At 37.1% G+C, this 23,362-nt stretch carries 31 protein-coding genes and 1 tRNA gene; 23 read left to right on the forward strand and 9 right to left on the reverse strand.

Annotation, left to right across the window (positions count from 1 at the left end; translation table 11 throughout):
• Positions 1-72: 72 nt before the first annotated feature.
• Entirely contained in the window at positions 73-648 is a 576-nt protein-coding gene (locus tag GY23_RS00935) for a CotY/CotZ family spore coat protein (RefSeq protein WP_075617329.1), read from the reverse strand.
• 126 nt (positions 649-774) lie between these two features.
• Between GY23_RS00935 and GY23_RS00940 the strand changes: the two genes are divergently transcribed.
• The 6 genes from GY23_RS00940 (at position 775) to GY23_RS00965 (ending at position 3,484) form a co-directional block, all read left to right on the forward strand.
• Positions 775-1,179, forward strand: a complete 405-nt coding sequence (locus GY23_RS00940) for a hypothetical protein (RefSeq protein ID WP_075617330.1) — start codon at positions 775-777, stop codon at positions 1,177-1,179.
• The gene (spoVAC, locus tag GY23_RS00945) at positions 1,179-1,634 is read left to right on the forward strand and encodes a stage V sporulation protein AC (RefSeq protein WP_075617331.1); all 456 of its coding nucleotides are present in this window, start codon (positions 1,179-1,181) and stop codon (positions 1,632-1,634) included. The genes GY23_RS00940 and spoVAC overlap by 1 nt, the downstream gene beginning before the upstream one ends.
• A complete protein-coding gene (locus tag GY23_RS00950) occupies positions 1,628-2,632 on the forward strand; it encodes a beta-ketoacyl-[acyl-carrier-protein] synthase family protein (protein WP_075617332.1) in 1,005 nt (334 codons plus the stop codon). The genes spoVAC and GY23_RS00950 overlap by 7 nt, the downstream gene beginning before the upstream one ends.
• Positions 2,633-2,641: 9 nt before the next feature.
• Positions 2,642-3,007 carry a stage V sporulation protein AE gene (gene spoVAE, locus GY23_RS00955; RefSeq protein ID WP_075617333.1) on the forward strand — a complete coding sequence of 122 codons (366 nt, stop codon included), beginning with the start codon at positions 2,642-2,644 and terminating at the stop codon, positions 3,005-3,007.
• A gap of 67 nt (positions 3,008-3,074) precedes the next feature.
• Positions 3,075-3,209, forward strand: coding sequence for a YjcZ family sporulation protein (locus GY23_RS00960; protein ID WP_075617334.1), 135 nt, complete (start codon positions 3,075-3,077; stop codon positions 3,207-3,209).
• A gap of 14 nt (positions 3,210-3,223) precedes the next feature.
• The gene (locus GY23_RS00965) at positions 3,224-3,484 is read left to right on the forward strand and encodes a stage VI sporulation protein F (RefSeq protein WP_075617335.1); all 261 of its coding nucleotides are present in this window, start codon (positions 3,224-3,226) and stop codon (positions 3,482-3,484) included.
• A gap of 35 nt (positions 3,485-3,519) precedes the next feature.
• On the opposite strand, the gene GY23_RS00970 is transcribed toward GY23_RS00965, so the two are convergent.
• The 3 genes from GY23_RS00970 to GY23_RS00980 all read right to left on the reverse strand — a co-directional run bounded on the left by GY23_RS00970 (position 3,520) and on the right by GY23_RS00980 (position 5,354).
• A complete protein-coding gene (locus tag GY23_RS00970; RefSeq protein ID WP_075617336.1) occupies positions 3,520-3,948 on the reverse strand; it encodes a GNAT family N-acetyltransferase in 429 nt (142 codons plus the stop codon).
• Positions 3,949-4,467: a YjcG family protein gene (locus GY23_RS00975; RefSeq protein ID WP_075617337.1), complete on the reverse strand. Its 519-nt coding sequence runs from the start codon at positions 4,465-4,467 to the stop codon at positions 3,949-3,951.
• A gap of 164 nt (positions 4,468-4,631) precedes the next feature.
• Positions 4,632-5,354 (reverse strand): alpha/beta hydrolase, encoded by a 723-nt coding sequence (locus GY23_RS00980; protein ID WP_075617338.1) that lies wholly within the window; start codon positions 5,352-5,354, stop codon positions 4,632-4,634.
• A 107-nt stretch (positions 5,355-5,461) separates the two neighbouring features.
• On the opposite strand from GY23_RS00980, the gene GY23_RS00985 reads away from it, so the two are divergent.
• The 3 genes from GY23_RS00985 to GY23_RS00990 all read left to right on the forward strand — a co-directional run bounded on the left by GY23_RS00985 (position 5,462) and on the right by GY23_RS00990 (position 8,064).
• Positions 5,462-6,046, forward strand: coding sequence for a phosphatidylglycerophosphatase A family protein (locus GY23_RS00985; protein ID WP_075617339.1), 585 nt, complete (start codon positions 5,462-5,464; stop codon positions 6,044-6,046).
• A gap of 449 nt (positions 6,047-6,495) precedes the next feature.
• Positions 6,496-6,618 carry a hypothetical protein gene (locus GY23_RS18900; protein WP_281251477.1) on the forward strand — a complete coding sequence of 41 codons (123 nt, stop codon included), beginning with the start codon at positions 6,496-6,498 and terminating at the stop codon, positions 6,616-6,618.
• A 363-nt stretch (positions 6,619-6,981) separates the two neighbouring features.
• The gene (locus tag GY23_RS00990) at positions 6,982-8,064 is read left to right on the forward strand and encodes an FAD-dependent monooxygenase (RefSeq protein WP_139311058.1); all 1,083 of its coding nucleotides are present in this window, start codon (positions 6,982-6,984) and stop codon (positions 8,062-8,064) included.
• Between the two features lie 279 nt (positions 8,065-8,343).
• Here GY23_RS00990 and GY23_RS18625 read toward each other — a convergent pair whose 3' ends face one another.
• Positions 8,344-8,580, reverse strand: a complete 237-nt coding sequence (locus GY23_RS18625) for an FAD-dependent oxidoreductase (protein ID WP_075617341.1) — start codon at positions 8,578-8,580, stop codon at positions 8,344-8,346.
• Between the two features lie 331 nt (positions 8,581-8,911).
• Here GY23_RS18625 and GY23_RS01000 point away from each other — a divergent pair, with 331 nt between their 5' ends.
• From GY23_RS01000 to GY23_RS18130, 3 genes are all read left to right on the forward strand, one after another.
• Positions 8,912-9,154, forward strand: coding sequence for a hypothetical protein (locus GY23_RS01000; RefSeq protein WP_075617342.1), 243 nt, complete (start codon positions 8,912-8,914; stop codon positions 9,152-9,154).
• A 17-nt stretch (positions 9,155-9,171) separates the two neighbouring features.
• Positions 9,172-9,741: a dihydrofolate reductase family protein gene (locus GY23_RS01005; RefSeq protein WP_075617343.1), complete on the forward strand. Its 570-nt coding sequence runs from the start codon at positions 9,172-9,174 to the stop codon at positions 9,739-9,741.
• Between the two features lie 1,089 nt (positions 9,742-10,830).
• A complete protein-coding gene (locus GY23_RS18130) occupies positions 10,831-11,022 on the forward strand; it encodes a hypothetical protein (protein ID WP_075617345.1) in 192 nt (63 codons plus the stop codon).
• Between the two features lie 170 nt (positions 11,023-11,192).
• Here GY23_RS18130 and GY23_RS01020 read toward each other — a convergent pair.
• Together GY23_RS01020 and GY23_RS01025 are read right to left on the reverse strand one after the other, a co-directional pair.
• Positions 11,193-11,265, reverse strand: a tRNA-Val gene (locus GY23_RS01020).
• Between the two features lie 75 nt (positions 11,266-11,340).
• Positions 11,341-11,865: a 2'-5' RNA ligase family protein gene (locus tag GY23_RS01025; RefSeq protein WP_075617346.1), complete on the reverse strand. Its 525-nt coding sequence runs from the start codon at positions 11,863-11,865 to the stop codon at positions 11,341-11,343.
• Between the two features lie 155 nt (positions 11,866-12,020).
• Between GY23_RS01025 and GY23_RS01030 the strand changes: the two genes are divergently transcribed.
• Together GY23_RS01030 and GY23_RS01035 are read left to right on the forward strand one after the other, a co-directional pair.
• On the forward strand, positions 12,021-12,866 hold the full coding sequence (locus GY23_RS01030) for a DNA-3-methyladenine glycosylase family protein (protein ID WP_075617347.1): 846 nt from the start codon (positions 12,021-12,023) through the stop codon (positions 12,864-12,866).
• A 166-nt stretch (positions 12,867-13,032) separates the two neighbouring features.
• Positions 13,033-14,310, forward strand: coding sequence for an MDR family MFS transporter (locus tag GY23_RS01035; protein ID WP_075617348.1), 1,278 nt, complete (start codon positions 13,033-13,035; stop codon positions 14,308-14,310).
• 48 nt (positions 14,311-14,358) lie between these two features.
• Here the strand turns inward: GY23_RS01035 and GY23_RS18400 are convergent, their stop codons facing one another.
• Positions 14,359-14,502, reverse strand: a complete 144-nt coding sequence (locus GY23_RS18400; protein WP_169834544.1) for a hypothetical protein — start codon at positions 14,500-14,502, stop codon at positions 14,359-14,361.
• 148 nt (positions 14,503-14,650) lie between these two features.
• On the opposite strand from GY23_RS18400, the gene GY23_RS01040 reads away from it, so the two are divergent.
• The 9 genes from GY23_RS01040 (at position 14,651) to GY23_RS01080 (ending at position 21,704) form a co-directional block, all read left to right on the forward strand.
• Positions 14,651-15,589: a Gfo/Idh/MocA family protein gene (locus tag GY23_RS01040; protein WP_075617349.1), complete on the forward strand. Its 939-nt coding sequence runs from the start codon at positions 14,651-14,653 to the stop codon at positions 15,587-15,589.
• A gap of 54 nt (positions 15,590-15,643) precedes the next feature.
• Positions 15,644-15,838: a hypothetical protein gene (locus GY23_RS01045; RefSeq protein WP_245827534.1), complete on the forward strand. Its 195-nt coding sequence runs from the start codon at positions 15,644-15,646 to the stop codon at positions 15,836-15,838.
• Positions 15,835-16,077, forward strand: coding sequence for a spore coat protein CotJB (locus tag GY23_RS01050; RefSeq protein WP_075617351.1), 243 nt, complete (start codon positions 15,835-15,837; stop codon positions 16,075-16,077). Before GY23_RS01045 ends, GY23_RS01050 begins: the two co-directional genes overlap by 4 nt.
• Positions 16,078-16,095: 18 nt before the next feature.
• Positions 16,096-16,665 (forward strand): manganese catalase family protein, encoded by a 570-nt coding sequence (locus GY23_RS01055; protein WP_075617352.1) that lies wholly within the window; start codon positions 16,096-16,098, stop codon positions 16,663-16,665.
• A gap of 89 nt (positions 16,666-16,754) precedes the next feature.
• Positions 16,755-18,143 (forward strand): aldehyde dehydrogenase, encoded by a 1,389-nt coding sequence (locus GY23_RS01060; protein ID WP_075617353.1) that lies wholly within the window; start codon positions 16,755-16,757, stop codon positions 18,141-18,143.
• 58 nt (positions 18,144-18,201) lie between these two features.
• Positions 18,202-18,918, forward strand: coding sequence for a response regulator transcription factor (locus GY23_RS01065; RefSeq protein ID WP_075617354.1), 717 nt, complete (start codon positions 18,202-18,204; stop codon positions 18,916-18,918).
• A complete protein-coding gene (locus tag GY23_RS01070) occupies positions 18,902-20,254 on the forward strand; it encodes a HAMP domain-containing sensor histidine kinase (protein ID WP_075617355.1) in 1,353 nt (450 codons plus the stop codon). Before GY23_RS01065 ends, GY23_RS01070 begins: the two co-directional genes overlap by 17 nt.
• A gap of 147 nt (positions 20,255-20,401) precedes the next feature.
• A complete protein-coding gene (locus GY23_RS01075) occupies positions 20,402-21,022 on the forward strand; it encodes a PepSY domain-containing protein (protein ID WP_211270631.1) in 621 nt (206 codons plus the stop codon).
• Between the two features lie 88 nt (positions 21,023-21,110).
• Entirely contained in the window at positions 21,111-21,704 is a 594-nt protein-coding gene (locus GY23_RS01080) for a PepSY domain-containing protein (protein ID WP_075617357.1), read from the forward strand.
• A gap of 20 nt (positions 21,705-21,724) precedes the next feature.
• On the opposite strand, the gene GY23_RS01085 is transcribed toward GY23_RS01080, so the two are convergent.
• Positions 21,725-23,323 (reverse strand): PAS domain S-box protein, encoded by a 1,599-nt coding sequence (locus tag GY23_RS01085; RefSeq protein WP_075617358.1) that lies wholly within the window; start codon positions 23,321-23,323, stop codon positions 21,725-21,727.
• Between the last annotated feature and the right edge of the window lie 39 nt (positions 23,324-23,362).

Below are 23,362 nucleotides of genomic sequence, written 5' to 3' on the forward strand. Positions count from 1 at the left end.
TAAATCAAGCCCGACTTCCTAGTTTTAGGAAATCGGGCTTATTAGACACTGCACGCTTGAAGTGTTTATTAATTAATCACAAACACCTAGAAATACGTCTGCTACACATTCAATTCCGCAGAAACAATTCAAATCAACTGTAACACAGCTGTTGGAAAGACGGAAATCACGAACATTACAAATCTCATTAAGATCTAGCTTTCCATCTTTGTCAATTAAATTTACCTCATCATCTTTACGATCAAAGGGCACTAATACCCGAAGAGTTGCACAGCAACCATCAAATATTTCTTCTACACGGAAGAATATTGAAAAACAGCTTTCTTTTTTATCATCGTGTTTGTCTTTCTTATCCTTATCACCACCGTGACCATGACCATTGTCAAAGCGATCGAAGTGACGGAAAAATGCTTTGAATGGTGTACCGTCTTTTGTTAATAACATGAATACACGAGTATCTGCTTGATGACGTGAAGGATTTACCATTCCTCCAAGTGGCTCCATAAAGCAACTTTGACATCCTGCACATTCATTATCGGTTGCTGCATCTTGAATGTCCTTAATTGCTCGAACTACATCACAAATGCATCCTTTGTTTGAAAAGCCATGACCAGAAGACGATGAATCGAAGTTACGCCCACATCCCATTTTGTTTTCACCTCTCTTTCGTTCTTTATAAAGTATGTCGTTTGTGATATAAGAGCAGGGCGGGGAAACCAATTAATACATAAAGTTTGTGAAAAAAACCATACTAGGAGAAAAGGTGATTGTGACATGAAAAAATTATGGTTCATTAGTTGCGTTTTACTGTTAGTTGGTGGTTGCTCTGAAAGACCTCAAGTTACTTCCTACCATGTGGAAGACAATCAACAAGAACTTGAAAAACTCGAAGAATTCATAGCTGACCAAGAAAAGATTAGTGAAGGATCAGCTGTTTTTTTTGATCATGAACTTGTCGTGACAATTCAAGTGAAACCACTGTCAAAATTCAGTAAAGAAAAAATCACCAAGTCTTTCGAAAAAGAAGTGAAATCCCTATTTCCAGATCACAAGGTATTCGTATCGAGTGATTTGAAAATATCGTGGGAGCTAAAGAAAATCATTGAAGAACAACCTGAAAAAGATAAAGTGAAAAAAGACCTTGATAAGTTACAAGCACTTTCGAAGGAGGCAACGTAATGGATGCTAAAACATATCAACAAACGGTGGATCAACTTGCACCAAAGCGTCCCGTCTTGAAAAATTGTTTGACCGCTTTTCTTACTGGCGGCATTATTTGTGGGATTGGTCAAATCATTTCATTCATGTACATGTATTTTTTCCCTTTTACAGAACGAACGTCAAGCAACCCCACTGTTGCGACGATGGTGTTTATAGCTATGGTCTTGACGGGATTGGGCATCTATAAGAAAATCGGACAATTTGGTGGAGCAGGCTCAGCTGTTCCCGTCACCGGTTTTGGGAATGCCGTTGTTTCTGCAGCGATCGAACATAAATCAGAAGGTTTTATCCTAGGAGTTGGGGGAAACATATTTAAACTTGCTGGATCCGTCATTGTGTATGGGGTATTCTCAGCATTCGTTGTAGCACTAATCAAAACAATACTTGTCCAAGTGGGGGTCATCAATTGGTGAAAAATGCACGAACATATCAGTTTGCTTCTAAGCCAAGTATTGTATCGACTGCTGTTGCAGTGGGACCACTTGAAAAACAAAGTCCATTTCTTCCACATTTTGACCTTGTATATGATGATGAACGATTTGGTCAAGAAACGAATGAAAAAGGACATGCCTATTTAATAGAAGAAACATGCAAGCTGGCTATCATGAAAGGTGGATTTCAAACGACAGATATCGATCTTTTTTTAGCAGGAGATTTGGTCAATCAAATGACACCTACAAATTTTGCAGCTCGAGAATTAGCTACTCCATTCATGGGGATGTTTTCAGCGTGTGCAACTAGCATTTCTACATTAATTACGGCAAGTTTTTTTCTTGAAACAAATCATATGGAACGAATACTATTTGGATCGGCAAGTCAGCACAATGCGATTGAAAGACAATTTCGATACCCGATTGAATATGGAGCACAAAAACCTCCTACAGGACAATGGACGGTGACTGGTGGAGGCTTTGGAGTACTCTCACACTATCAAAGTGATAAACCTTACGTGCATTCTGCGACGATTGGACAAGTGGTTGATTGTGAATTAAAAGACCCACTAGACATGGGAAGTGCAATGGCAGCGGCGGCATTCGATACGATTCAATTTCATCTATCGCAAAATAAAGGAACTTCCTACGATTTTGTAATGACAGGAGACCTTGGTAAAACTGGATCAGCCATTTTGAAAGAACTAATCCGTACTAGTGGGGTGTCTTCATATTTTGTTGATCAATACCGGGATGCTGGTGCAGAATTTTACGGAAATAACGATAAGTTATTATCAGGGGCAAGTGGCGCAGGATGTTCAGCGACTGTTTATTATGGTCCGATTTATGCAGAACTTTTAAAGAAACAATGGAAAAAAGTTTTACTTGTGGCAACAGGTGCATTACTATCCCCATTATCATTTCAACAAGGCGAGTCCATTCCCTGTATTGCACACGCTGTTGAATTGTCGATGGATTGAGGTGACAATATGATATTTTCAATCATTATTGCTTTTGTAGTAGGTGGACTAATATGTGTAGTAGGTCAACTTCTTTTTGATGTAGCGAAATTAACGCCTGCACATACATTAAGTTTATTGGTGGTCATTGGTTCAGTACTAGATGGCTTGGGTTTATATGAACCATTTATCGATTTTGCAGGAGCAGGAGCCACGATCCCAATTATGTCTTTTGGTAATTCATTAACACATGGTGCTTTGGCAGAAGCGGAAAAACACGGACTAATAGGTGTGTTAACGGGTATGTTCGAGGTAACTAGTTCGGGAATTAGTGCAGCAATCGTCTTTGGAGTTATCGCAGCTCTAATTTTTAAATCCAAAGGGAAAGTGTCCTGAGGAATAAGCCCTTTTCATTTGAACATTCTTGCATATTCTAGTTCGAATGGGAAGGGAGAGCATCAATATGTACGATAGTTGTTATCCTTACGGTGAATATGCACTAATGCATGCTATTAAGGCACCTAATCAAGGGTCAACATTTGTCCTCATTATTGTACTTTTCATCCTATTAATCATCGTAGGTAGAAGTTATGTATGATAGGAGGAGAACAAATGCACGACTCTTTTTTTAAGAAAATCGAGCAAAAAACCGGAGTTTCAATGGATGAGGTTTTTGCATTAGCAAATGCGATACAATACGCTGATTTTTCAGATGAAAAACAAGTGAAAAAAATTGTGCGTAAAGTATCTAAGGTTGCTGGGAAGTCGATTTCAAGTGATTTTGAAGATCAAATCGTTAAGTCAGTTATCTCAAAAGGAAATAAGCTTAATCTAAATGAGATTGCTTCCATGATGAATCAGAAAAAAGAATAAGAAAAAGCACTTGTTCAAATGAACAAGTGCTTTTTTTACAATTCTTTCTTCATTGCACGATGGGGAATTCCAGCATCCATAAATTCTGGTGATGTAATCTCATACTGAAGTTTTTCATAAAAAGGAACTGCATAGGATTGGGCATTGAGTTTGACAGATGTCAAACCTGTTTCTTTTGCATATGATTCCATTTTCTCCATCATTAAATTCCCTAAATGTTTTCCACGATAGTTTGGCAAGATACAGACACGTTCCACTTTTGCAATGCCCGGTTCAGGTTCACGAATACGGCCTGCCCCGATTGGTAATTCGCGATCATAAGCGACAAAGTGGACTGCAGATTGATCAAAATCGTCTAATTCTAAATGTACAGGAACACCTTGTTCTGCCACAAAGACTTGCTGACGAACAAGAAATGCATCGTTTTTTTCTTCTTCAGTTTCAACACGCTTAGCTGTTATCAATTAATTCCCAGCTCCAGTCAATCGGAATGTTTCATAAACCGTCCAAGAGCCATCTTCTAGTTGATAAAGCAAGTGTAGTCGGTCAATTATTTCTTCGTGATCGACACCAATCATTTTTAATTGACCATAAATATCATCATGTTCACCTGACGACATTTTTTGAGCAATTGTGATATGTGGAACGAAAGCATATTCCGAATCTTTACCAATTTCCTCTGTGTGAAGATCTTCTTGAAGCTTCAACAATTCTTCAGTAGGTGCTACTTTAAAATAAATAGCATTTGTTACTGGTGAAAATGAGCTCAATCCTCTAACATGCAGCTTGAAAGGTTTATGACGTTTCACAATGTCGCCAATTTCGCTAGCTAGTTTTTCGATTTCAGTGTCATCTGCTTCAAAAACTCCTTTAACCGTCATGTGGGGAGTAATGAGAGCATAATGTGGATCATAACGTTTGCGGTAGGAATTAGCCAAATCTTGTAATTTTTTTGATGGGAATGCAACGACTCCGTATTTCATCATAAAAACCTCCTTTTTAGTTGTGTAAGTGCATACATTGATTATAGCAAAGTTAATGGACTTAATTTAATTTAAAGTGTTAGAAAGTGAGAAATTCAGATATCGGTATATAAAAGAGCACAAGTTTGTTCAACAATATGTACACACTATGTGATTCTTTACGATTAAAGACTGAAATTCATTTTGATTGCACGTTTTAAATCCGGTTGCCAATGCTTCCAAGTATGGTCTCCTTCAAATTCGTCATAGAACAAGGAAAACCCTTTTTCTTTCATCAAAGAATTCAACTCACGGTTCGGCTTTAAGAAATTCTCGATTTTTCCAGTGGTTGTTTTCACTTCATTTTCTCGGGTGCCAATAATGTGATAAACCGAGAACAAATGGGGTGTTCGAATGTTTTCAACTTTAGATAAAACGTCTTCATTCACCATTGGGGAATGTAAAATAACTTTTCCGAAGATATTTGGATATTTAACGGCTGCGAGTAAGGACACTGTTGCCGCTAGAGAATCGCCCACGAGTGCTCGACCCATGCCGATTTGATAAGTTGGGTACTTTTCATCTAAATAAGGAACAAGCTCATGTGCTAGAAAACGTAAGTACGCATCATGCTGCTCACCTAAAGGATGGTATTTTTTTCGGCGATCCTCAACATTTTTATAGGGAACACCTACAATAATCATGTTTTCAATTTCTTTATTTTCAAGAAGTTCATCAGCGACTCGCGGGATTCTCCCTAATTGGAAGTAATCTTTCCCGTCTGAAGCAATTAACACTGTATATTTATAAAGTGGTGAATAATTTGCTGGTATATAAATCAGCAGTTGCATATCTTCTTGTAAGGCGTCACTAAATAACGTGACGTCTTGAACTGTACCTCTCGACATCGGACAGTACCCCCTCTGAATCTTGCTACAGAAATTGTACCATAATGCAGGAGGAAGGTATAATGATGAATAACGATACTAAGTGTTGAAAGAATGGAGCTGGGGTCATGGATAGAAATCAAGGGCGTATTCACTCAAGACAAGTGTATGAAGCAACAAAAGCAGCATTAGAACGACGCGGGGTCACGACTGAAGAAGTGGCGAAAATTGTGTTCGAAATGCAAATTGCATATAATGTTGGATTAACGCTTGAGCACTGTATAGTGTCAGTAGAAAGTGTCTTGAAAAAAAGGGAAATGCAGCACGCTATTTTAGTTGGGATTGAACTAGATGAATTGGCCGAGAAGAAAATGCTATCATCACCACTTCAACAGATCGTGGAATCCGATGAAGGGTTATTTGGGGTGGATGAAACGATTGCTCTAGGCTCTGTCTTTACATACGGTAGCATTGCAGTCACGACATTTGGACACTTAGATAAAAACAAAATAGGCATCATCAAAAAATTAGATACAAAAGTAGGGAATGGCGTTCATACGTTTTTGGATGATTTAGTTGCAAGTATTGCTGCTTCTGCATCTTCACGAATTGCACACCGCACACGTGACTTAGAGGAACAAAATGAAACATTTGCAGATATTGAACCAGAAGAAACGGCTCCTGAGACGAATATTGAAGGAACAACAACTTAATTGTGTTTTTATCGGTGTCGTGGAGCACACGTTCCGTCGTATCAACATTCAATATTTATGATTACATTAATAGAATCGAAAGATCTCAATGGTGATTTACTCCATTGAGATCTTTTTTTAAATATAAGGAAGCATAAAATTGGGTACTACTATGAACCAAGCCAGTGTTCTAAGATTTTCGCGCACCCCATTTTTATTAGATCCTAGTGCCGCATTCAGACAACTATAGCTACCTGGGAACCTGGATGTAACAGTGGTCATGGTAAGTTTCCATTCACAATATAAGAACTGGCGTCATATTGCCAGGTATTTCTTACAGTAGGTATAAACACTAAGTCGAGTTGCCCATCCTAGTTACACAAATAACTTTTTCCTTAAATGTCTATGGACAACCCTTCAGTGAATAAACTGTATGAGTTAAGGAATTCGTTTAACAAGGAGGAAAACAAATGGAAGACCGTCTTATTGAAACGCTAGGTCATTATTTTGTCTATCATAAAATTAGAGAACGCTATGGGTTGACCTTCGAACAGTTCGTAGATAAGTGGCAACGCGGTGTTTGGGAAGCATGAATAGTGTGATTTTTGCATAGAAAAAAGCATCATCTCAAAAGAGATGATGCTTTTTTTGGAAGAATCTTTCGTTCCTTAAAGATTCTCGTGGGTTTGGCACCCAATGATACCGACTCGGTTAAACAATTTATTTATAATAATGAATCGAGATTGTTGGACGTCAAATCAACGCTATTTACATAGTATAGCATGTTTTTGATGTTATTACAAGGCAAGATTGCTAGTTTCAACATTCTTCATTGTACATGATCAGTCAAGCTCATCAGTTCGACAATTTGTTTTTGATGATGATACTATTATGAGAAGGAGCTTGAAAAGATTGGATTATTAAATATCAATTATTTGAAGTAAAAGTGAGGAACGGTGACGATGAAAGTAGATGTATGTATCGTGGGAGCAGGTCCAGGAGGTGCACTTCTTGCCTATTTATTAGCCAAGAAAAATGTTTCAGTAATGTTAATCGAGAGAACAAATCAAATCGGTAAAACGTTTCGCGGGGAGCATTTAAATGAAGAAGGAGAAAGCATTTTAAAAAAGCATTATTTATTTGACCGCGTTGAAAAGCTCGGACTATTACGGATGGAACAGCTTGAGTATTGGCATAACGGTGAGCTGTTTAAAACGATTTACCCAGATCCAAATGTCGGGCATCTAGGCATACACGTGCCGCAAGCCCATTTATTGCAAGTCATAATTGAAGCAGCCAAGGAATGTCCTTCGTTCCAGTTTATGTTGAATACGAAAGTTGACGAGCTCGTACAAGACGAGAATGGGTTGTATTGCGGAGTCAAAGCTGTGCAGGATGGAAGAAAAGTATTAATTGAAAGTGAACTTGTAATTGGAGCGGATGGTCGTTATTCGACCGTTCGAAAAAAAGCAAATCTTGATTATACAATCCGTAATCACGGATATGATTTGCTTTGGGCAAGAATTCCAGCACCAGAAAACTGGACACCGTCCATAAAAATGGCATTGATTGGTGAGATGCAGTTGTCATTATTTACACAGGTAAAAGGATTTATTCAAATCGGTTGGAGTATTGAAGAGGATTCATATGCACAATTGAGGAAGCAACCATTTACGCCATTTATAGATCAGTTAATCCATGCATTTCCTGAGCTGGAACAAACGGTTCGGGAGAATATTACTTCGTGGAAAGATTTCGTGTTATTAGATGTATTTAGTAGTACGAGTAAAAACTGGGGTGAGAAAGGGGTAGCATTAATTGGTGACGCGGTACATACGATGACACCAACAGGTGCCTATGGAGTAAATAGTGCACTAAAGGATGCAGATACTCTCGCTTCGTTAATCGATCACAATACGATCACACAACTTGATTTAGCTAGTTGTGCGTCAGAACGAAAACAAGAAATTGCAAGAATTCAAGCGCTGCAAATTGAAAAAGAACAAGCCTTTGTTTCTCATTTTACGGTAATGGTTTAATGACTAAAGAAGGATGTATACTTATATGATTGAAATTCAACGAGGGCACCTGACAGCATCACGCTGTTTGGGTGTCCTCTTTTTTAGTAAAGTCTATGTAAAAGAATGCTGTTAAAGTTGAATAACCGCACCATAATTAAATGAAGTTTTAGAGTAAAGGAAAATAAGCAAGACAAAAAAACTTTGTTATGTACAATAAATTGTAGACTTTTGGCTTGTTAAATTTATTGCGTATAGATTAACAGTTCTTTAGTGTAAGTACTATCCATTAAAATCTCATCATTGTTGAATAATTATTTCTAATTCCTTTAAAACAGATTCACCTACCCCATCCTGATAAAAAGCGTGCACTCCTAAATTCAGCATGGCCCTCTTCTTTCTTGTTGTCAGACCGCGCCCGCCCAATTGTCTGGATTTTTCCAAAAGAATCACAGAGTAACCGGCCTTGGCTAGATAAATAGATGCTACTAACCCTGAAATCCCCCCGCCAACAATTGCAACATCATACTGTTTCATAAAAAACACTCCATTCTTTGTTTACTAATAAGGCGATTGGAAAGGGTATTTTGTGACAAGAACATTGAAAAAAATTTGGTTTTGCACATCCTTGAACAAGATAACTGCTTGTTTCCGAGTGGATAAGCTTTAAATATTATTAAACTCAATTTAATATGTTACGGTGAGCCGTATCATAAATATCAAGGCTAATTAATACAAAGAATTAATATTCGTTCTTCCGCAATTGGGCGCAACTAAAAGGGGCGTCGATCCAACAAGGGATTGATGCCCGCTTTGTAGAACTTGTTTAGCTAGAATATATTGAGAAATAAACTGGGGATAGTACATCATGAAAAAACAATTCTTGTTATCTATTATTAATAGTGCCAATATTGTTAATATCAATATTACCAGTAGCAGAAGAAACACCAACAAAAATAATGTGGGGAAAGGCAGAAATAATAATTGGGCAAATTGGAAAGGTAACAGTATTGAGTTCTGCACCGACTTATTAAATGAAAACGTTTATATAAATTCGCTGGATATTCTTTATTCATCGGGTAGAAGAAACAATATAACAATATCTGAATGATAATAGGAGGAAGAGCTATGTCAAATAACGCAAAACAGAGAAGAATAATTCTAGATTTAGCTGTTACTTTAGATGGTTTTATTGAAGGGGAAAATGGAGAAGTTGATTGGTGCATCATGGATCCTGATATGGGGTTCACTAATTTCTTGAATCAAATTGATACTATTTTATATGGGAGAAAAAGTTACGATTTATGGGGACAATATATTCCGAAAACTGAAGACGCTGATAGCGAAAAAGAAATTTGGGACTTGGTTCATAGTAAAGAGAAATATGTGTTTTCCAGAACACAAATAGGGACTGATAATCGAGCAAGATTTATAAATGGAAATATTCTTGAAGAAGTAAATAAATTGAAGAATAAGCCTGGTAAAGACATCTGGCTATACGGGGGAGCAAACCTCATTACAACTTTTATAAATTTAGGGCTTGTTGATGAATTTAGATTATCTATTCACCCTGTTATTTTGGGAGAAGGAAAACCGATGTTTATTGATATAAAACAGAGGTTAAACTTAAAAATGGTTAATAAAAGAACGTTTTCTTCAGGCGTTGTGCAACTAATCTATCATTGGAATGGTAATTAATAATATCGTTTATTAAGATGATAAATTATAGTGAATATCATAAGCTAATACTCGATAGTTGCTGTCACTTAATCTACTATTGGATTGAGTTATTGCAATAAGAATGGGAAACCCTAATATAATGGGTTCCCTTAAATTTATCATTAGTATATAATATTGAGTTAAAATTTATAATATCTTATTCAACTAACGGGTGCTTTAGTTGACTAAGAAAAGACATAAAACATAGTGGTCCTTTTGTTTATTGGGAATTATTTCCATTTAAATAAAACATACATTCTTAATTGAGGGGTTAATGAGATAATCTTTTAAAGTCAATGCTTAATGGGCAATTTATTGATGTCATGTATATGCCTAAGAATGGGGAAGTTACGAAACGAAGATTAAAGGTCTTAAAGGTTTTCGGTGATTCATTCCAAGCTTATTGTTTCTTGAGAAACAATAGACGCACTTTTTTAATTGATAACATACTTGCATTGATTCCAGTCGTGCAAAAGGAACGAAATGTGATATGAGCCAGGAAGAATTTCAATAGGAGTTCATGGGAATTTACAATGCAGCATAGTATACTGATCGCGGAAATAAAAAATGGACAGCAATGATGTTGCCGGAGCATTTAAAAGTGCTGCGTCAAGACGAAGAGAACTATGAAAAAGTGAAAAGACCATAATTAGACGAATATGACCTACAGATCATGCAAGAAGAGGTTCAACGTGCCTTAACTGGCAAACTTGAGACGCGTATTACTTCGTGAGCAGAAGACAGATACACATTTCATCGTGGCATTGTGCAAGAAATCAGTACACAATATTTAAGTTATGAAGATTCTTTTGGTGAACATCGAATTGCAATACCAGACATTGTAGCACTAATGATAATGGAATAAGTTTTATATATTAACCACCCTAAATAGTGGTTTTTTTTGCACAAAAAAAGAGAAGGCGCTAGTCCTCTCAGTCAACCAAATAACGATAATCCACCTGCCATACGATTAAACTTTAGATGATTATTACACGAAATTTCATATGATTGAAAACGTGGTCGTTAGAATGAATTTTTATTCTTCTGATATATGGAAACAAGTTTATTTTGAATGAGCCAAAAGACATTCTTGCATTAGTGGGCATTACTCCACGGGACAGTTTAAATGTGGTAGCAAAAAATGACGGTACTGAAAAATATTCCTCTGTTAGTGATCAAGTCGGTGAGGTATGGGCAACTTTAGACAATAACACCGTGGACATTCTCAAGGTGACGTATAATTTTAATTATTTCAATTAATTAAAAATAGTTCTACCACGGTGACTTGTGGAAGGGCTTTTTGTTTTTGGTCACTCAAAATAAAAAGGGTCACTTTTCGGTCACTTTGACCCAAAGTCAATGAAAAACACCACCTCAAAAGAGATGGTGTTTTATCTTTAAACCCTTAATACTAATGGGTTATTAGAGTATGATCCCGACTGGGCTCGAACCAGCGACCTCCACCCTGTCAAGGTGGCGCTCTCCCAGCTGAGCTACAAGATCGTTATTACTAGGACAAATTCTATTATAGCCTCTATAGAATAATAGTCAATGCCCTAATAAAGAAATTCGCCTGGATTATTGTAAAAAGTAGGTCCAGTCGGTTTGAGCACGATTGTTCACGATTGTCCAACATTCAAGAGCCACAGCTTTCCCTGCAAGTGGTTCAAACGCTAAACTAGCTCTTTGGAATAAAGGACCCCAAACTGTAAGCGGGACATGATTGATCAGCGTCACATGAGGTACCCACTGACCAGGTAGATAAGGAGAGATTTCAGGTGTATGTAAATTTGAAATCATCGAATACAGGTCACGGTGGAAAGTTTCAACTTCTTTTGTGACAACTGGAGCGGCAAAGAATGTTCCATGTTGTTTAAAAAAGCCTAATGATGATAATGAAATATCAATTTGTTTTTGAGTCTTACACCATTGCTGTACGCGTTGGCTTAGTTCCACTGGATTCGCTTGATCAAATGAAAATAGGCTGATATGAGGAGGGAGAGGTGTTTCTTTCCCTCTATTTGAAGCATTATATAAATCTTTACTATCCTGTTCTAACTTCGTCGACAGTTTGTAATCCAATCGTAATACTAATAATTGCATGATCGATAGCTCCTTTACAAAAAAAATTTATGCGGATATCAGTTTTTCAATTATACTTTATAGAATAAACTGATTCTTTTTCATGGTGAATAAGGACTACTATATCGTATCATAATCTGCTAATCTAATATATCTGAATAGAAAGGAAATATACTATGATAGTAAATTTGCAATTACCTTTTCCATATGATTTCGAACGTGTACTAGAACGGCTTTCAATGGACCCAATAATTTCTTTGAATAAAGAGCAACGTTTTGTTTTAGTTCAAACGAATGAAAAGAAAATCTGTAAAATCCAAGCTACTGGGACAACAGACAACCCATCATTTCAGATTGAAGGAACTTTTAGCGAATCACAATTACAATCTATAAAAGAAATATTTCATTTTGATCGTTCCTTACAACCCATTCACGACCATTTTGCAAACACTAATTTAGCCAAGCTCTTTGAAGAGCATCGTGGGACACCGATCATTCGGGAATTTTCTTTGTATGCAACGCTAGTAAAGAGCATTATTCATCAACAATTAAACCTATCCTTTGCCCATACACTGACCACACGTTTTGTCCAAACGTTTGGTGAAGAAGTAGAAGGCGTTTGGTTTTATCCACAGCCTGAAATAATCGCTCAATTAACAGTTGAAACGCTGCGTGAACTTCAATTTAGCACGAGGAAAGCAGAATATGTGATTGGCATTTCGCAGGCCATTGCCAGTGGGGAACTTAATCTTGAGGAGTTAGCACATCAAGAGGATGAACGGATTATGCAAACACTTGTGAAGTATCGTGGAATTGGCCCATGGACAGCTGGTAGCTTTTTGTTGTTCGGTTTAGGCAGACCAAATCTATTCCCACTGGCAGATATCGGTTTGCAAAATGCTTTGAAAAAGCAGTGGAATCTTGTGGAAAAGCCAAAAGCTGATGAAATTTCGGCACACTTTCCAAAGTGGTCACCTTATTTAAGCTACGCTTCCCTCTATTTATGGAGAAGCATTGAATAACTCAGTCTAAATTAGTATGTAAAAGGTACTGACCTTCATGTTAAAATATTTAAAGTTAGAGTTGTTCAAAAAGTCAGGCAAATGTTTGTTGGGGTCGCAGGGAGGATGCTGAAAGTGCACCTTTTTGAATACTACTAAAAGTTATACATCTTAGGGAGAAAACATCATGAGAATAAAAGATTGGGATCGAAGTTTGAAAGCAAGGTTAATTGGAGAAGCATTTATGAACATTACGTTTTGGATGTTTTTTCCGTTCCTTGCCATTTATTTTGCTGAAGAATTTGGCAAAACTACAGCGGGTTTATTACTGATTCTATCACAAGTTTTTTCAGTAGCTGCTAATTTAGTCGGTGGATATTGTGCAGATCAGTTTGGTAGACGAACGATGATGGTATTATCCTCTTTTGGGCAAGGAGGAGCATTCTTCTTATTTGCCTTGGCTAACTCACCACTCCTGGATTCACCTGGTTTAGGGTTTATTGCCTTTACAATTGCAAGTGTTTTCGGTTCGCTGTATTGGCCTGCAAGTCAAGCGATGGTCGCTGATGTTGTTCCAGAAGAACATCGAAGTGACGTTTTTGCAGTGTTTTATACTTCGGTAAATATTGCAGTAGTTGTTGGTCCAATTTTAGGAGGCATTTTCTTTTTCAGTTATCGATTTGGATTGATGGTAGCTTCAGGTCTTGTTTGCATATTGCTTGCATGGATTTTAATCAAATTCACAAAAGAGACTTTGCCGATTAATCCAGAGCAATTAGCAAATGATGTGCCGAAAGGATTTATGTATGCGATTCAAACACAGGTAAAGGATTATGGAGTCATTTTGAAAGATAAACTCTTTTTACTGTTCATTATTGCAGGAATTTTAAGTGCTCAAACATTTATGCAATTGGATTTGTTACTACCTGTTTATGTGAAAGAAGTGATTGGTAATCAATCACTTGGTACATGGTTTGGCAATGAAGTTAAGTTAACAGGAGAACTAGCATTTAGTCTATTAATATCAGAAAACGGTTTGCTAGTGGCGATACTGACAGTTGCCGTTACTCGATTTGTTTCTTCTTTCAGTGAAAAGAATGTGTTTTTTGTGTCCTCCATTTTATATACGATTGCGATGGTCATTTTTTCTATATTCGATTTGTTCTGGATCTTTGTATTAGCCATGGCAATCTTCACGTTTGGGGAGTTGATGATCGTTGGGTTACAGCAGAGCTTTATTTCTAAGTTAGCCCCAGAAAATATGCGAGGGCAGTATTTTGCAGCAGCTAGTCTTCGATATACGATTGGACGTATGATCGCTCCGCTTTCCATTCCGATGACGGTGTGGTTTGGATTCTTTTGGACTTTTACAATTATCGCGATTTTGTCTGTTATCAGTGCGTTTGTTTATTACCTCATGTTTTATTTATTTGAACAAAAAAAGACCGCCTCTCCTAGTAGTTAAAGGGGAAGCGGTTTTATGTAATAACTTTCATTATCTGTATGTTCAAATTTAGTGTTCCTGGGTATCGTTTTCTTCAGTATCATTAAAATAAATAAAGGACTCTTCCTCAAGTTCACTTAATCGTTCTTTATTAATTCCTAAGCTTAAATTTCCTGAAAAAATAGGTTCCCACCAATTTTCTGTTTTAATCATGTCCATTTCCTCCTTTTATACCGTTCTAATGAGTTGATTGTTCTTTACCCTAAAAAGTTACGATGCAAAACGACTTTATATGATAAATACATCAAAAGACCTGAAAACCGACGACCCAAAAGTCTTATTACCTAGAGGAGTGTTTTTTATGAAAAAGACAACATTTGCAATTATTGGAACTGGCATAGTTGGTGAACGTATCATTAACCAACTTTTAGTAAATCCTAATTGTGAAATCGTAAGTACCTTCGATGAAAATAATCAACGATTAGTAGAAGTACAGAAAAAATATAATTTGCCAATCGCTACATCTTTAGTAGAATTATTCGATACAAAACCTGATTGGGTGTATATTGGAACCCCTCCTAATAGTCATGCCCAACTAGCAAAACTCGCTGCCAACCACGGATGTCATGTCCTTTCTGAAAAGCCATTGGCACATAATGTAGAGAGTGGTGTGGAAATGGTTGAGTGCACGAAAGAGTCAAACGTACTTACAGCGATGCATTTTCCACTTATGTATAGCCCAGCTATTCAAACATTAATGAAAGAAGTAGCGGACGAAACATTAGGGAATATTCTTCGTGTTGAACTTCATACATATTTCCCGCATTGGCCAAGGAAATGGCAACAAAATCCATGGATTGGTTCTCGTTCACAAGGTGGGTTTATAAGAGAAGTATTTCCACATTACTTTCAAATCATGTATCGACTTTTCGGGAATTTTTCTTTTTCGGCTCATCAAACGGTCTTTCCGCAAGATCAAACTTTATGTGAAAATGGTACTACAGCACTTGGTAATACAGACTCGGGCATCCCGATACTCATTAATGGATTAGCTGGTATAGGACAAGAAGAGTTATTATTATTTAAAATTTTTGGCAGTAAAAAAGTACTTACCATAAAAAATTGGTCGGAACTTTGGATGAGTGAAATTGATCAACCTGAACAAAAAATACAATTGCCTAACACAACGAGCACCTTATGGGATGCTTGTCATCAAGCGAAAAACGGCAATGAATCAACACTTGTGACATTTGAAGAAGGGTTAATTGTTCAACAATGGATTGATGACTTGTTATCGTAATTGCCTAACACATCTCTCATTGCCCAGCATAAGTTATTCATGAGGAGTGTGAGAATGAATACATCTTGGTATCGAGGTGTGTATGTCCCTTATGGTGGACATCCCAAATTTTTTGTATTGCCACCACCAATCTGGTGGCTGTTTCAACCTGTAAATTGTGCTGAGTATTCACCTTCTGATGCATTTTTCCACGGATCTGTGTGGCCGATGTTAGTTGATGGATTTTCCAAAGAAGAAGGTATTTCATGAGCGAAGAACAGCGAAAATTGATGCATGAACTGCAAATTGCTGATTTTAATGTAATCGAGTGGGATTTATACATGCATACCCATCCAGATGACCTTGAAGGATGTCAAAAGCTATACGAAAAAACGACATATGCCAAAAAAATTCGAAAACATTATGAAGCCTTATATGGACCACTAACCAATCTAACACCCCGCCCTTGTGATCAGGCATCTTGCACACCTTGGCCATGGCAAGTATAGAGGGAGGTAACGAGTTTATTGTGGATCTATGATAAGAAACTTCAGTATCCAGTAGTGGTAAGGGACACCAATCCCAGATTGGCGAAATATTTGATGGAGCAATATGGGGGTGCAGACGGCGAATTAGCAGCTGCCCTACGATATCAAAACCAACGCTATACGATTCCAGATAAAATCATTGGTTTACTAACAGATATTTCTACTGAGGAATTCGCTCATTTAGAAATGATTGCTACCATGATTTACAAACTGACGAAAGATGCCACTCCAGAACAGATGAAAGAAGCGGGACTCGGCGAGCATTTTGTATCTCATGGTCATGCATTATTTTATAATAATGCAGCAGGTGTTCCATTTACCGCAGCCTATATTCAAGCAAAAGGCGATCCAATCGCAGATTTATATGAAGATATTGCAGCGGAAGAAAAAGCTAGAGCAACGTATCAATGGTTAATCGATATTTCAGATGATCCTTATATAAATGATTCTTTACGATTCTTGCGTGAACGTGAAAATGTGCATTCTATGCGTTTTAGAGAAGCAGTTGAAATGTTAAAAGAAGATCAAGTGAAAAAAACAATTTTCTAGACACCTGTTTTACAGGTGTCTTTTTTGCGTGCTTTGGGATAACCCGCTAAAATAAGTAAAATAGAGTGATAGATGATGGGAGTGAAAACATGAATTTCTCAGCACAAGACGTCGAACATATGATCACGCAACAACATGACTTTTTTTACACAGGTGCAACCCGGTCTGCAGAATTTCGAAAACAACAATTGCGTAATTTAAAACAAGCCATTCAACATCATGAACGAGAAATCCTTCAGGCTCTTTATGATGACTTGCATAAAAGTGAATTTGAAGCCTATGCAACAGAGATAGGGTTTGTATTAGACAGTATTGGCTTCATGATTAAAAACTTAGATGAATGGATGAAGCCAGAACCGGTTAAAACATCTCTTCATTTAATGCCTGCCAAGAGTTTTATTGTACGGGAACCCTATGGATCGGCACTGATTGTTGGGCCTTTTAACTATCCATTTCAACTCGTCATGGAACCATTAATCGGAGCAATTATTGGTGGCAATTGTGCCATCGTGAAGCCTTCGGAATCAGCTGTCCATACTGCAGCCATTATTCGCAAAATAATTGAATCAACATTTACCCCGAATTATGTGCGTGTAGTGGAAGGGGAACGTGAAGAAACTTCCATACTCATTCATGCACCATTTGATACCATTTTCTTTACGGGAAGTGTTGCCGTCGGGAAAGTGGTCATGAAGGCAGCCGCTGAACGATTAACACCCGTTACATTAGAGCTTGGGGGCAAAAGTCCTGCGATTATTGATCACACAGCTAACTTAGCTGTTGCTGCGAAACGCATTGCTTGGGGGAAATTTGTCAATGCAGGTCAGACTTGTGTTGCACCGGATTATTTACTTGTCCAGCAAACCGTGAAAGACGAGTTCATCCATTTACTCATGCAAGCCATCCAAGATTTTTACGGAGAAGATGTTCAGGCAAGTCCGGATTATGGACGCATCATCAATGCAAAACAATTTGATCGCCTACGACAGTTAATCAAGCAAGAAGGTCAACATATAATAGCGGGGGGTAATCTGGACGCAGATGATCTTTATATTGAGCCGACAATAATAGACGGAGTTTCTTGGAATAGCCCTTCCATGGAAGATGAAATCTTTGGTCCATTATTACCTGTCATATCGTATGATCGTCTAGAGACCGCGATTAGCCAAGTGCGAAAATTGCCAAAACCATTATCCGCATACTTATTTAGTGAAAACGATAAAGCGATTGAATACTTTTTAGAACAATTGCCTTTTGGCGGAGGTTGCATAAACGATACCATTTCACATGTAGGTAGTTCACATATGCCATTTGGGGGAGTGGGATCTTCCGGAATGAATGCATATCATGGAAAATATAGTTTTGAAGCCTTCACCCACGCTAAATCAATTTTAAAGAAAAGTACCAAGTTTTCCGTGAATGTCGCATTTCCACCATATAAAAATAAAGTGAAGCTTGTGAAGTCGTTTCTCCGATAAGTAGAGCAATTTTAAGAATTGGATAATTAAAATAAAGAAAGCAATAGGAGAACACACGATGAACGAACGAATTTTAATCATAGAAGACGAAGTAAATATCGCCCGTGTTCTTCAATTGGAGCTAGAGTTTGAAGGATATGTCACTGGCGTTGCTAATACTGGAACAGATGGCTTAATATCTTACCGTGAACAATCATGGGATTTGGTGTTACTCGATTTAATGTTACCAGGATTGTCAGGACTCGATGTTTTACGTCGCATTAGATCTGATGAAAATCATACACCTGTTATTTTATTGACCGCCAAAAATAGTGTGGAAGATAAAGTATCTGGTCTTGACTTAGGAGCAAATGATTACGTTACGAAACCTTTTCAAATGGAAGAATTACTTGCTCGTATTCGAGCAAACTTGAGAATCAAAAAAAGTGATCACATTGTGAATGAAAAACAACATTCCTTAAGCCATGTTTTCAAGGAATTAACCCTTAACGAACAATCACGAGACGTAAATCGGAAAAAACGAAACATTGAATTGACACCTAGAGAATTTGATTTGTTACTTCATTTGATGAAACATCCAAACCAAGTTTTGTCACGTGAACAACTGATTGAATCGGTTTGGGGCTACGACTATTATGGGGATACCAATGTAGTAGACGTCTATATTCGTTATTTACGCAAGAAAATTGATTATGGAGAAGCATCAAAGTATATCCAAACTGTCCGTGGAGTGGGCTATGTATTAAGGGAGCAAGCAGATGAAGTTAAAAAGTAAAATCCACCTCTACTCCACCATTTTAATGTTATTGATATTATCCATTACGAATGTTGGCATTTATTTAATTTATAGCCAACTTGCCTATGAAACCGAGCTGCAACAATTACGAACAGAATCTGAAGGTTTGGTTTCAGCATTAAGTCAAATGAATGTGTCCACGAATCCTGCTACTGTCTTGCGGGCCTATTCACCTGCAAATGGTGGTGTTCGAATCGTTAATGATTCAGGTGAAATTGAAGTAGCAGTCAATACAACGGGGACAATCGCATCAGTTAAACTAGATGCGGTGACAAAAGAAACACATGAAGTTAAAACGATAAATGGCAGAAAAATGCTGATTATATCATTGCCAATCATTTCTCCATCCGGCACGATTTCACAATTACAAATTATCCAAGTACTAACTGATATTGAAAATAATTTAAACGTATTAACGTTTATTTTAATTGGTGTTACGTTATTAGGGAGCATCCCAATTTTGATATCGAGTATCTTTCTTGGGAAAATCGTTACCCAACCGATACAGAAATTAATTGGGACAATGAAACATATTCAAGATAGTGGCAACTATGTACAAATTAAAACGATAAACAATGGAAAAGATGAACTTGCTCAACTAGAAAAAACGTTTAATGACACAATGATTCTTCTTGAAAGCAATTATAAAAAACAAGAACAATTTGTATCGGATGCATCTCATGAATTAAAAACGCCATTAACCGTGATTGAAAGCTATGCAAGCCTTGTAAATCGACGAGAGATAAGTGATGTGAAAATAATTAATGAAGCTACTCAAGCGATTTTACAAGAATCCGTGAGAATGCGTGAAATGATTGAACAAATGCTTCAACTGGCCCGTTATGATAAAGAATTATCGTTCCAGCGGGAAGATACAGATTTACTAGTGTTAATTGATCAAACAATTCGCTCGATGAGACAAGCGTATCAAAGAGAGTTCCTACTAACCGTTGATACTAGTGGTAAAACATTGATATACAAAACGGATGAACAAAAACTAAAACAACTTTTATTTATCTTCTTAGATAATGCACGCAAGTATAGTAATGAGGAAATTGAACTGGATGTAAAAGAAACGCAAAAATCGATAATAATTACGATTAAAGACTGCGGAATCGGTATTCCAAAGGAGTCAATACCAAAAATTTTCGACCGATTTTATAGGGTTGATGAAGCGAGGAATCGTAAGACGGGCGGTACGGGGTTAGGATTATCCCTTGCAAAAGAAATAGCAAAAGGTCTTGGCGTCCAAATGGAAATTGAAAGCATAGTGGAAGTAGGGACAATTGTTATCCTCGATTTACCTAAAAATTAGAGTTGAATAAAGGAAGGTTGCGAACGTATGACGATTTTTGGTAAGTCGTGGTTTCTTCCTCTCCTACTAACTTTCATCTTACTAGTAGGAGGTGGAATTTTTATAATTAATTTGACAAAAACAGAAGGCGAGATTTCCCATGAAATCATGCGATCCCGTATTGAACAAATGTATGGGGGAAATGTTACGAACATCATTCAAAAAAATGGACAATATAAAGCCCTGCTAGAGCGTAATGATGGCAATTACGAGGTTTTGGCAGATAAATTAAATGGAGACATTATATCAATTGCGTTAGTGAAACAAGCTCAAAATCCAGATGTTCCCTTAAAGTCGCAAGATGAAATTATTGCGTACGTTACGAAAGAATACGATGGTATACTCGAACGAATCGTCTTAAACAGCCAGTCAGAGCCACCGATGTATTCAGTAGAGATGTCTATAGATGAAACATTGATCACTCTCTCTATTGACGCAAATACAGGGATTGTACTGGATACAATTGAAAAACAAACGACCGCAGAACAAGCATTGCTTACGAAGGAACAAGCCATTATGAAAGCTAAAACACAATTAAATGGAAAAGTGGAATACATTGTTTATGAAGAGACGTCAGATGGTGGATATTATCTAATTGAAATCGAATCGGATGATGATCAAGAAGCCGTCATTCAAGTGCACGGTGTGTCAGGTGAAATTCTCAGCGTAACATGGGATGATCAAGATGATTCAGACGATGATCGTAATAATGATTCGGAAAATGATTGAAATTCTCATCAAATTCTCATAATACTCTCCGAGTTCTCTCATGTTGTTCAGTTAATATGAAATTAACAACAAACAAGGAGGAAGTAAAATGATGAATTTGAAAAACAAGTGGATGATTATCCCAATCATTACAGGTGTATTAGTTCTTGGTAGTATTGCACTCGTCGCAGGAGCCAATGAAAACATGTCAAAGGATAATGTCGCAAATCAACAAAAAGACAAGTTGACGAATGAAGAAATATCTGAAAAAGCATTAGCAGTTGTCGATGGAACCGTGACAAAAGTAGAAATGGAGCAAAAATCACGTGGGTTCATTTATGAAGTGGAGATTCACAAAGATGGGATTGAATATGAACTGGATATGGATGCCTTCACTGGTGAAGTATTGAAAAGTGAACAGTCCAGTGATGATGACAATGATGATTCTGTCAGTGAATCTGATTGGAGTAACGCTATAACTGATCCGAAAAACTTCAAAGTGTCGATGGATGAAGCAATCGAAATAGCCTTAAAACAAGCAAACGGTACGGTTGAAGAAGTAGAAATTGAAAAGGAACATTCTAAACTATACTACAAAATTGAAATTGTAGATGGTGGTAAAGAAGTAGATGTCTTAGTGGATACTGATTCAGGTAATGTATCTATAGAACAAGATGACGACGACAACAATGAGGATGATTAAATAAAAATCAGCGTCTCCATTCAGTTGGAGGACGCTGATTTTTTGTGCTCTTTGGTGGGTAAATAAATCGAGACTTTCGTTCCGACATCTACCTTACTGGCAATCTTGATTGTCCCACCATGTTCATGTATGATTTTTTCGGAGATCATCATTCCCAGTCCAGTACCCGAAGATTTTGTTGTGAAGAATGGCTCGAAAATTTGTTCGACCACTTCTTGCGTCATGCCAGTCCCATTATCCAGTATATGGATTCCTAATAAACCATCTTCTTCAATATTCGTGGTGATGTCAAGTGAGCCTCTTTCATCCAAAGCCTCAATGGAATTCTTCAGGATGTTGATAAACACTTGCTTGATTTGGTTGGGTTCGCCAACGACGAAGGAATCTGGTGCACTAAAAGATTCCGTCAAGAGGATTCCCCGTAAATTCAGTTCCGGGCTAAACAGGAGGACTACATCTTGCAACGTACTTTCCAAGTCAAACGCTTTTGCCGTGGATACATGAGGCTTCGAAAGAACCAAAAATTCACTGATGATTAAATTAATCCGTTCAAGTTCCGACTCGATTAGTTTTGTATAAGTTTGGTAGGGATGTTGATCATCTTCATTCATCATTTGAATAAAACCAGAAATAACGGTCATTGGATTTCGGATTTCATGTGCCACACCAGCTGCAATTTCACCTGCGAGTTTTAATTTATCTGATTGGATAATAAGTTTTTCTGCCTCTTTACGATATGAAATATCGCGTGTAATCAAAGACATGGCCACCATTTCACCGCTTTTATTAATAATGGGACTGAGCGTAAGTTGTGCGTCAAAAAATCTGCCATCTTTTCTCATTTCTTTCGTTTCGATTGAATGAAAACTTTCACCTAGTAATATTTGTTCAAGGCGCTGATTAGCTTCTTCCGTATTATTCGGTGGCACAAGTGGGATTCTTTTCCCAATACATTCCTTACGATTCCATCCATAGATATCTTCAAAAGCGGGATTTATTTCAATGATACGTGAATTCAAGTCAAATACTGCAATTCCGTCCTTGGCGTTTTCGAAGAATAAGTGTAAGTAGCCTTCTTTTGAATCAAGAGCTCGCTCTAGATTAAATTGCTGTTCGACCATTCGATTCCATGCTTTCTGAATGAAAAGAGAATGCATAATGGCTGTTAAACACATCAAAAATAGTAAAAACAATATAACGTATAAGTCTGCAAATTCAATGGTTGATTGATATCCATTAAAAAATCGAGTAAATAAGTAACTAATTTCAATCAGGGAAATAGGTAAAAGAATTAAACTTGGTATAATTGAATGGTATAATGAAGCCACAAAGACTGGGTAAATAAACAGCAAGATATGTATGTAGTAAGGTGATTCGAAATTGAAATAAAAGATAAAACCATTCAATCCGCCTAGAATTAATATCTGTAGACATCGATCGGGTATGGAAACTTTTTGGAGAATATATAAAACTAAGCAATAGACAATAGCTAAGTAAGGAATTGTTGATGTGAATTCAAATGGAATAAATAAGGTAGACAAAGTATGAAAAAGTAAACCAATCGCAAATAAATGGAGAAATAATCGGTTTCGCTTTTGATTAATTAATGATTTTTCCATTCTTCACCTCATGTAGAAATACTTGTCTCTATATCATAC

Origin of the sequence: Paenisporosarcina indica (assembly GCF_001939075.1) — a bacterium.
In the GTDB taxonomy this organism is placed as follows: Bacteria; Bacillota; Bacilli; order Bacillales_A; family Planococcaceae; genus Paenisporosarcina; species Paenisporosarcina indica.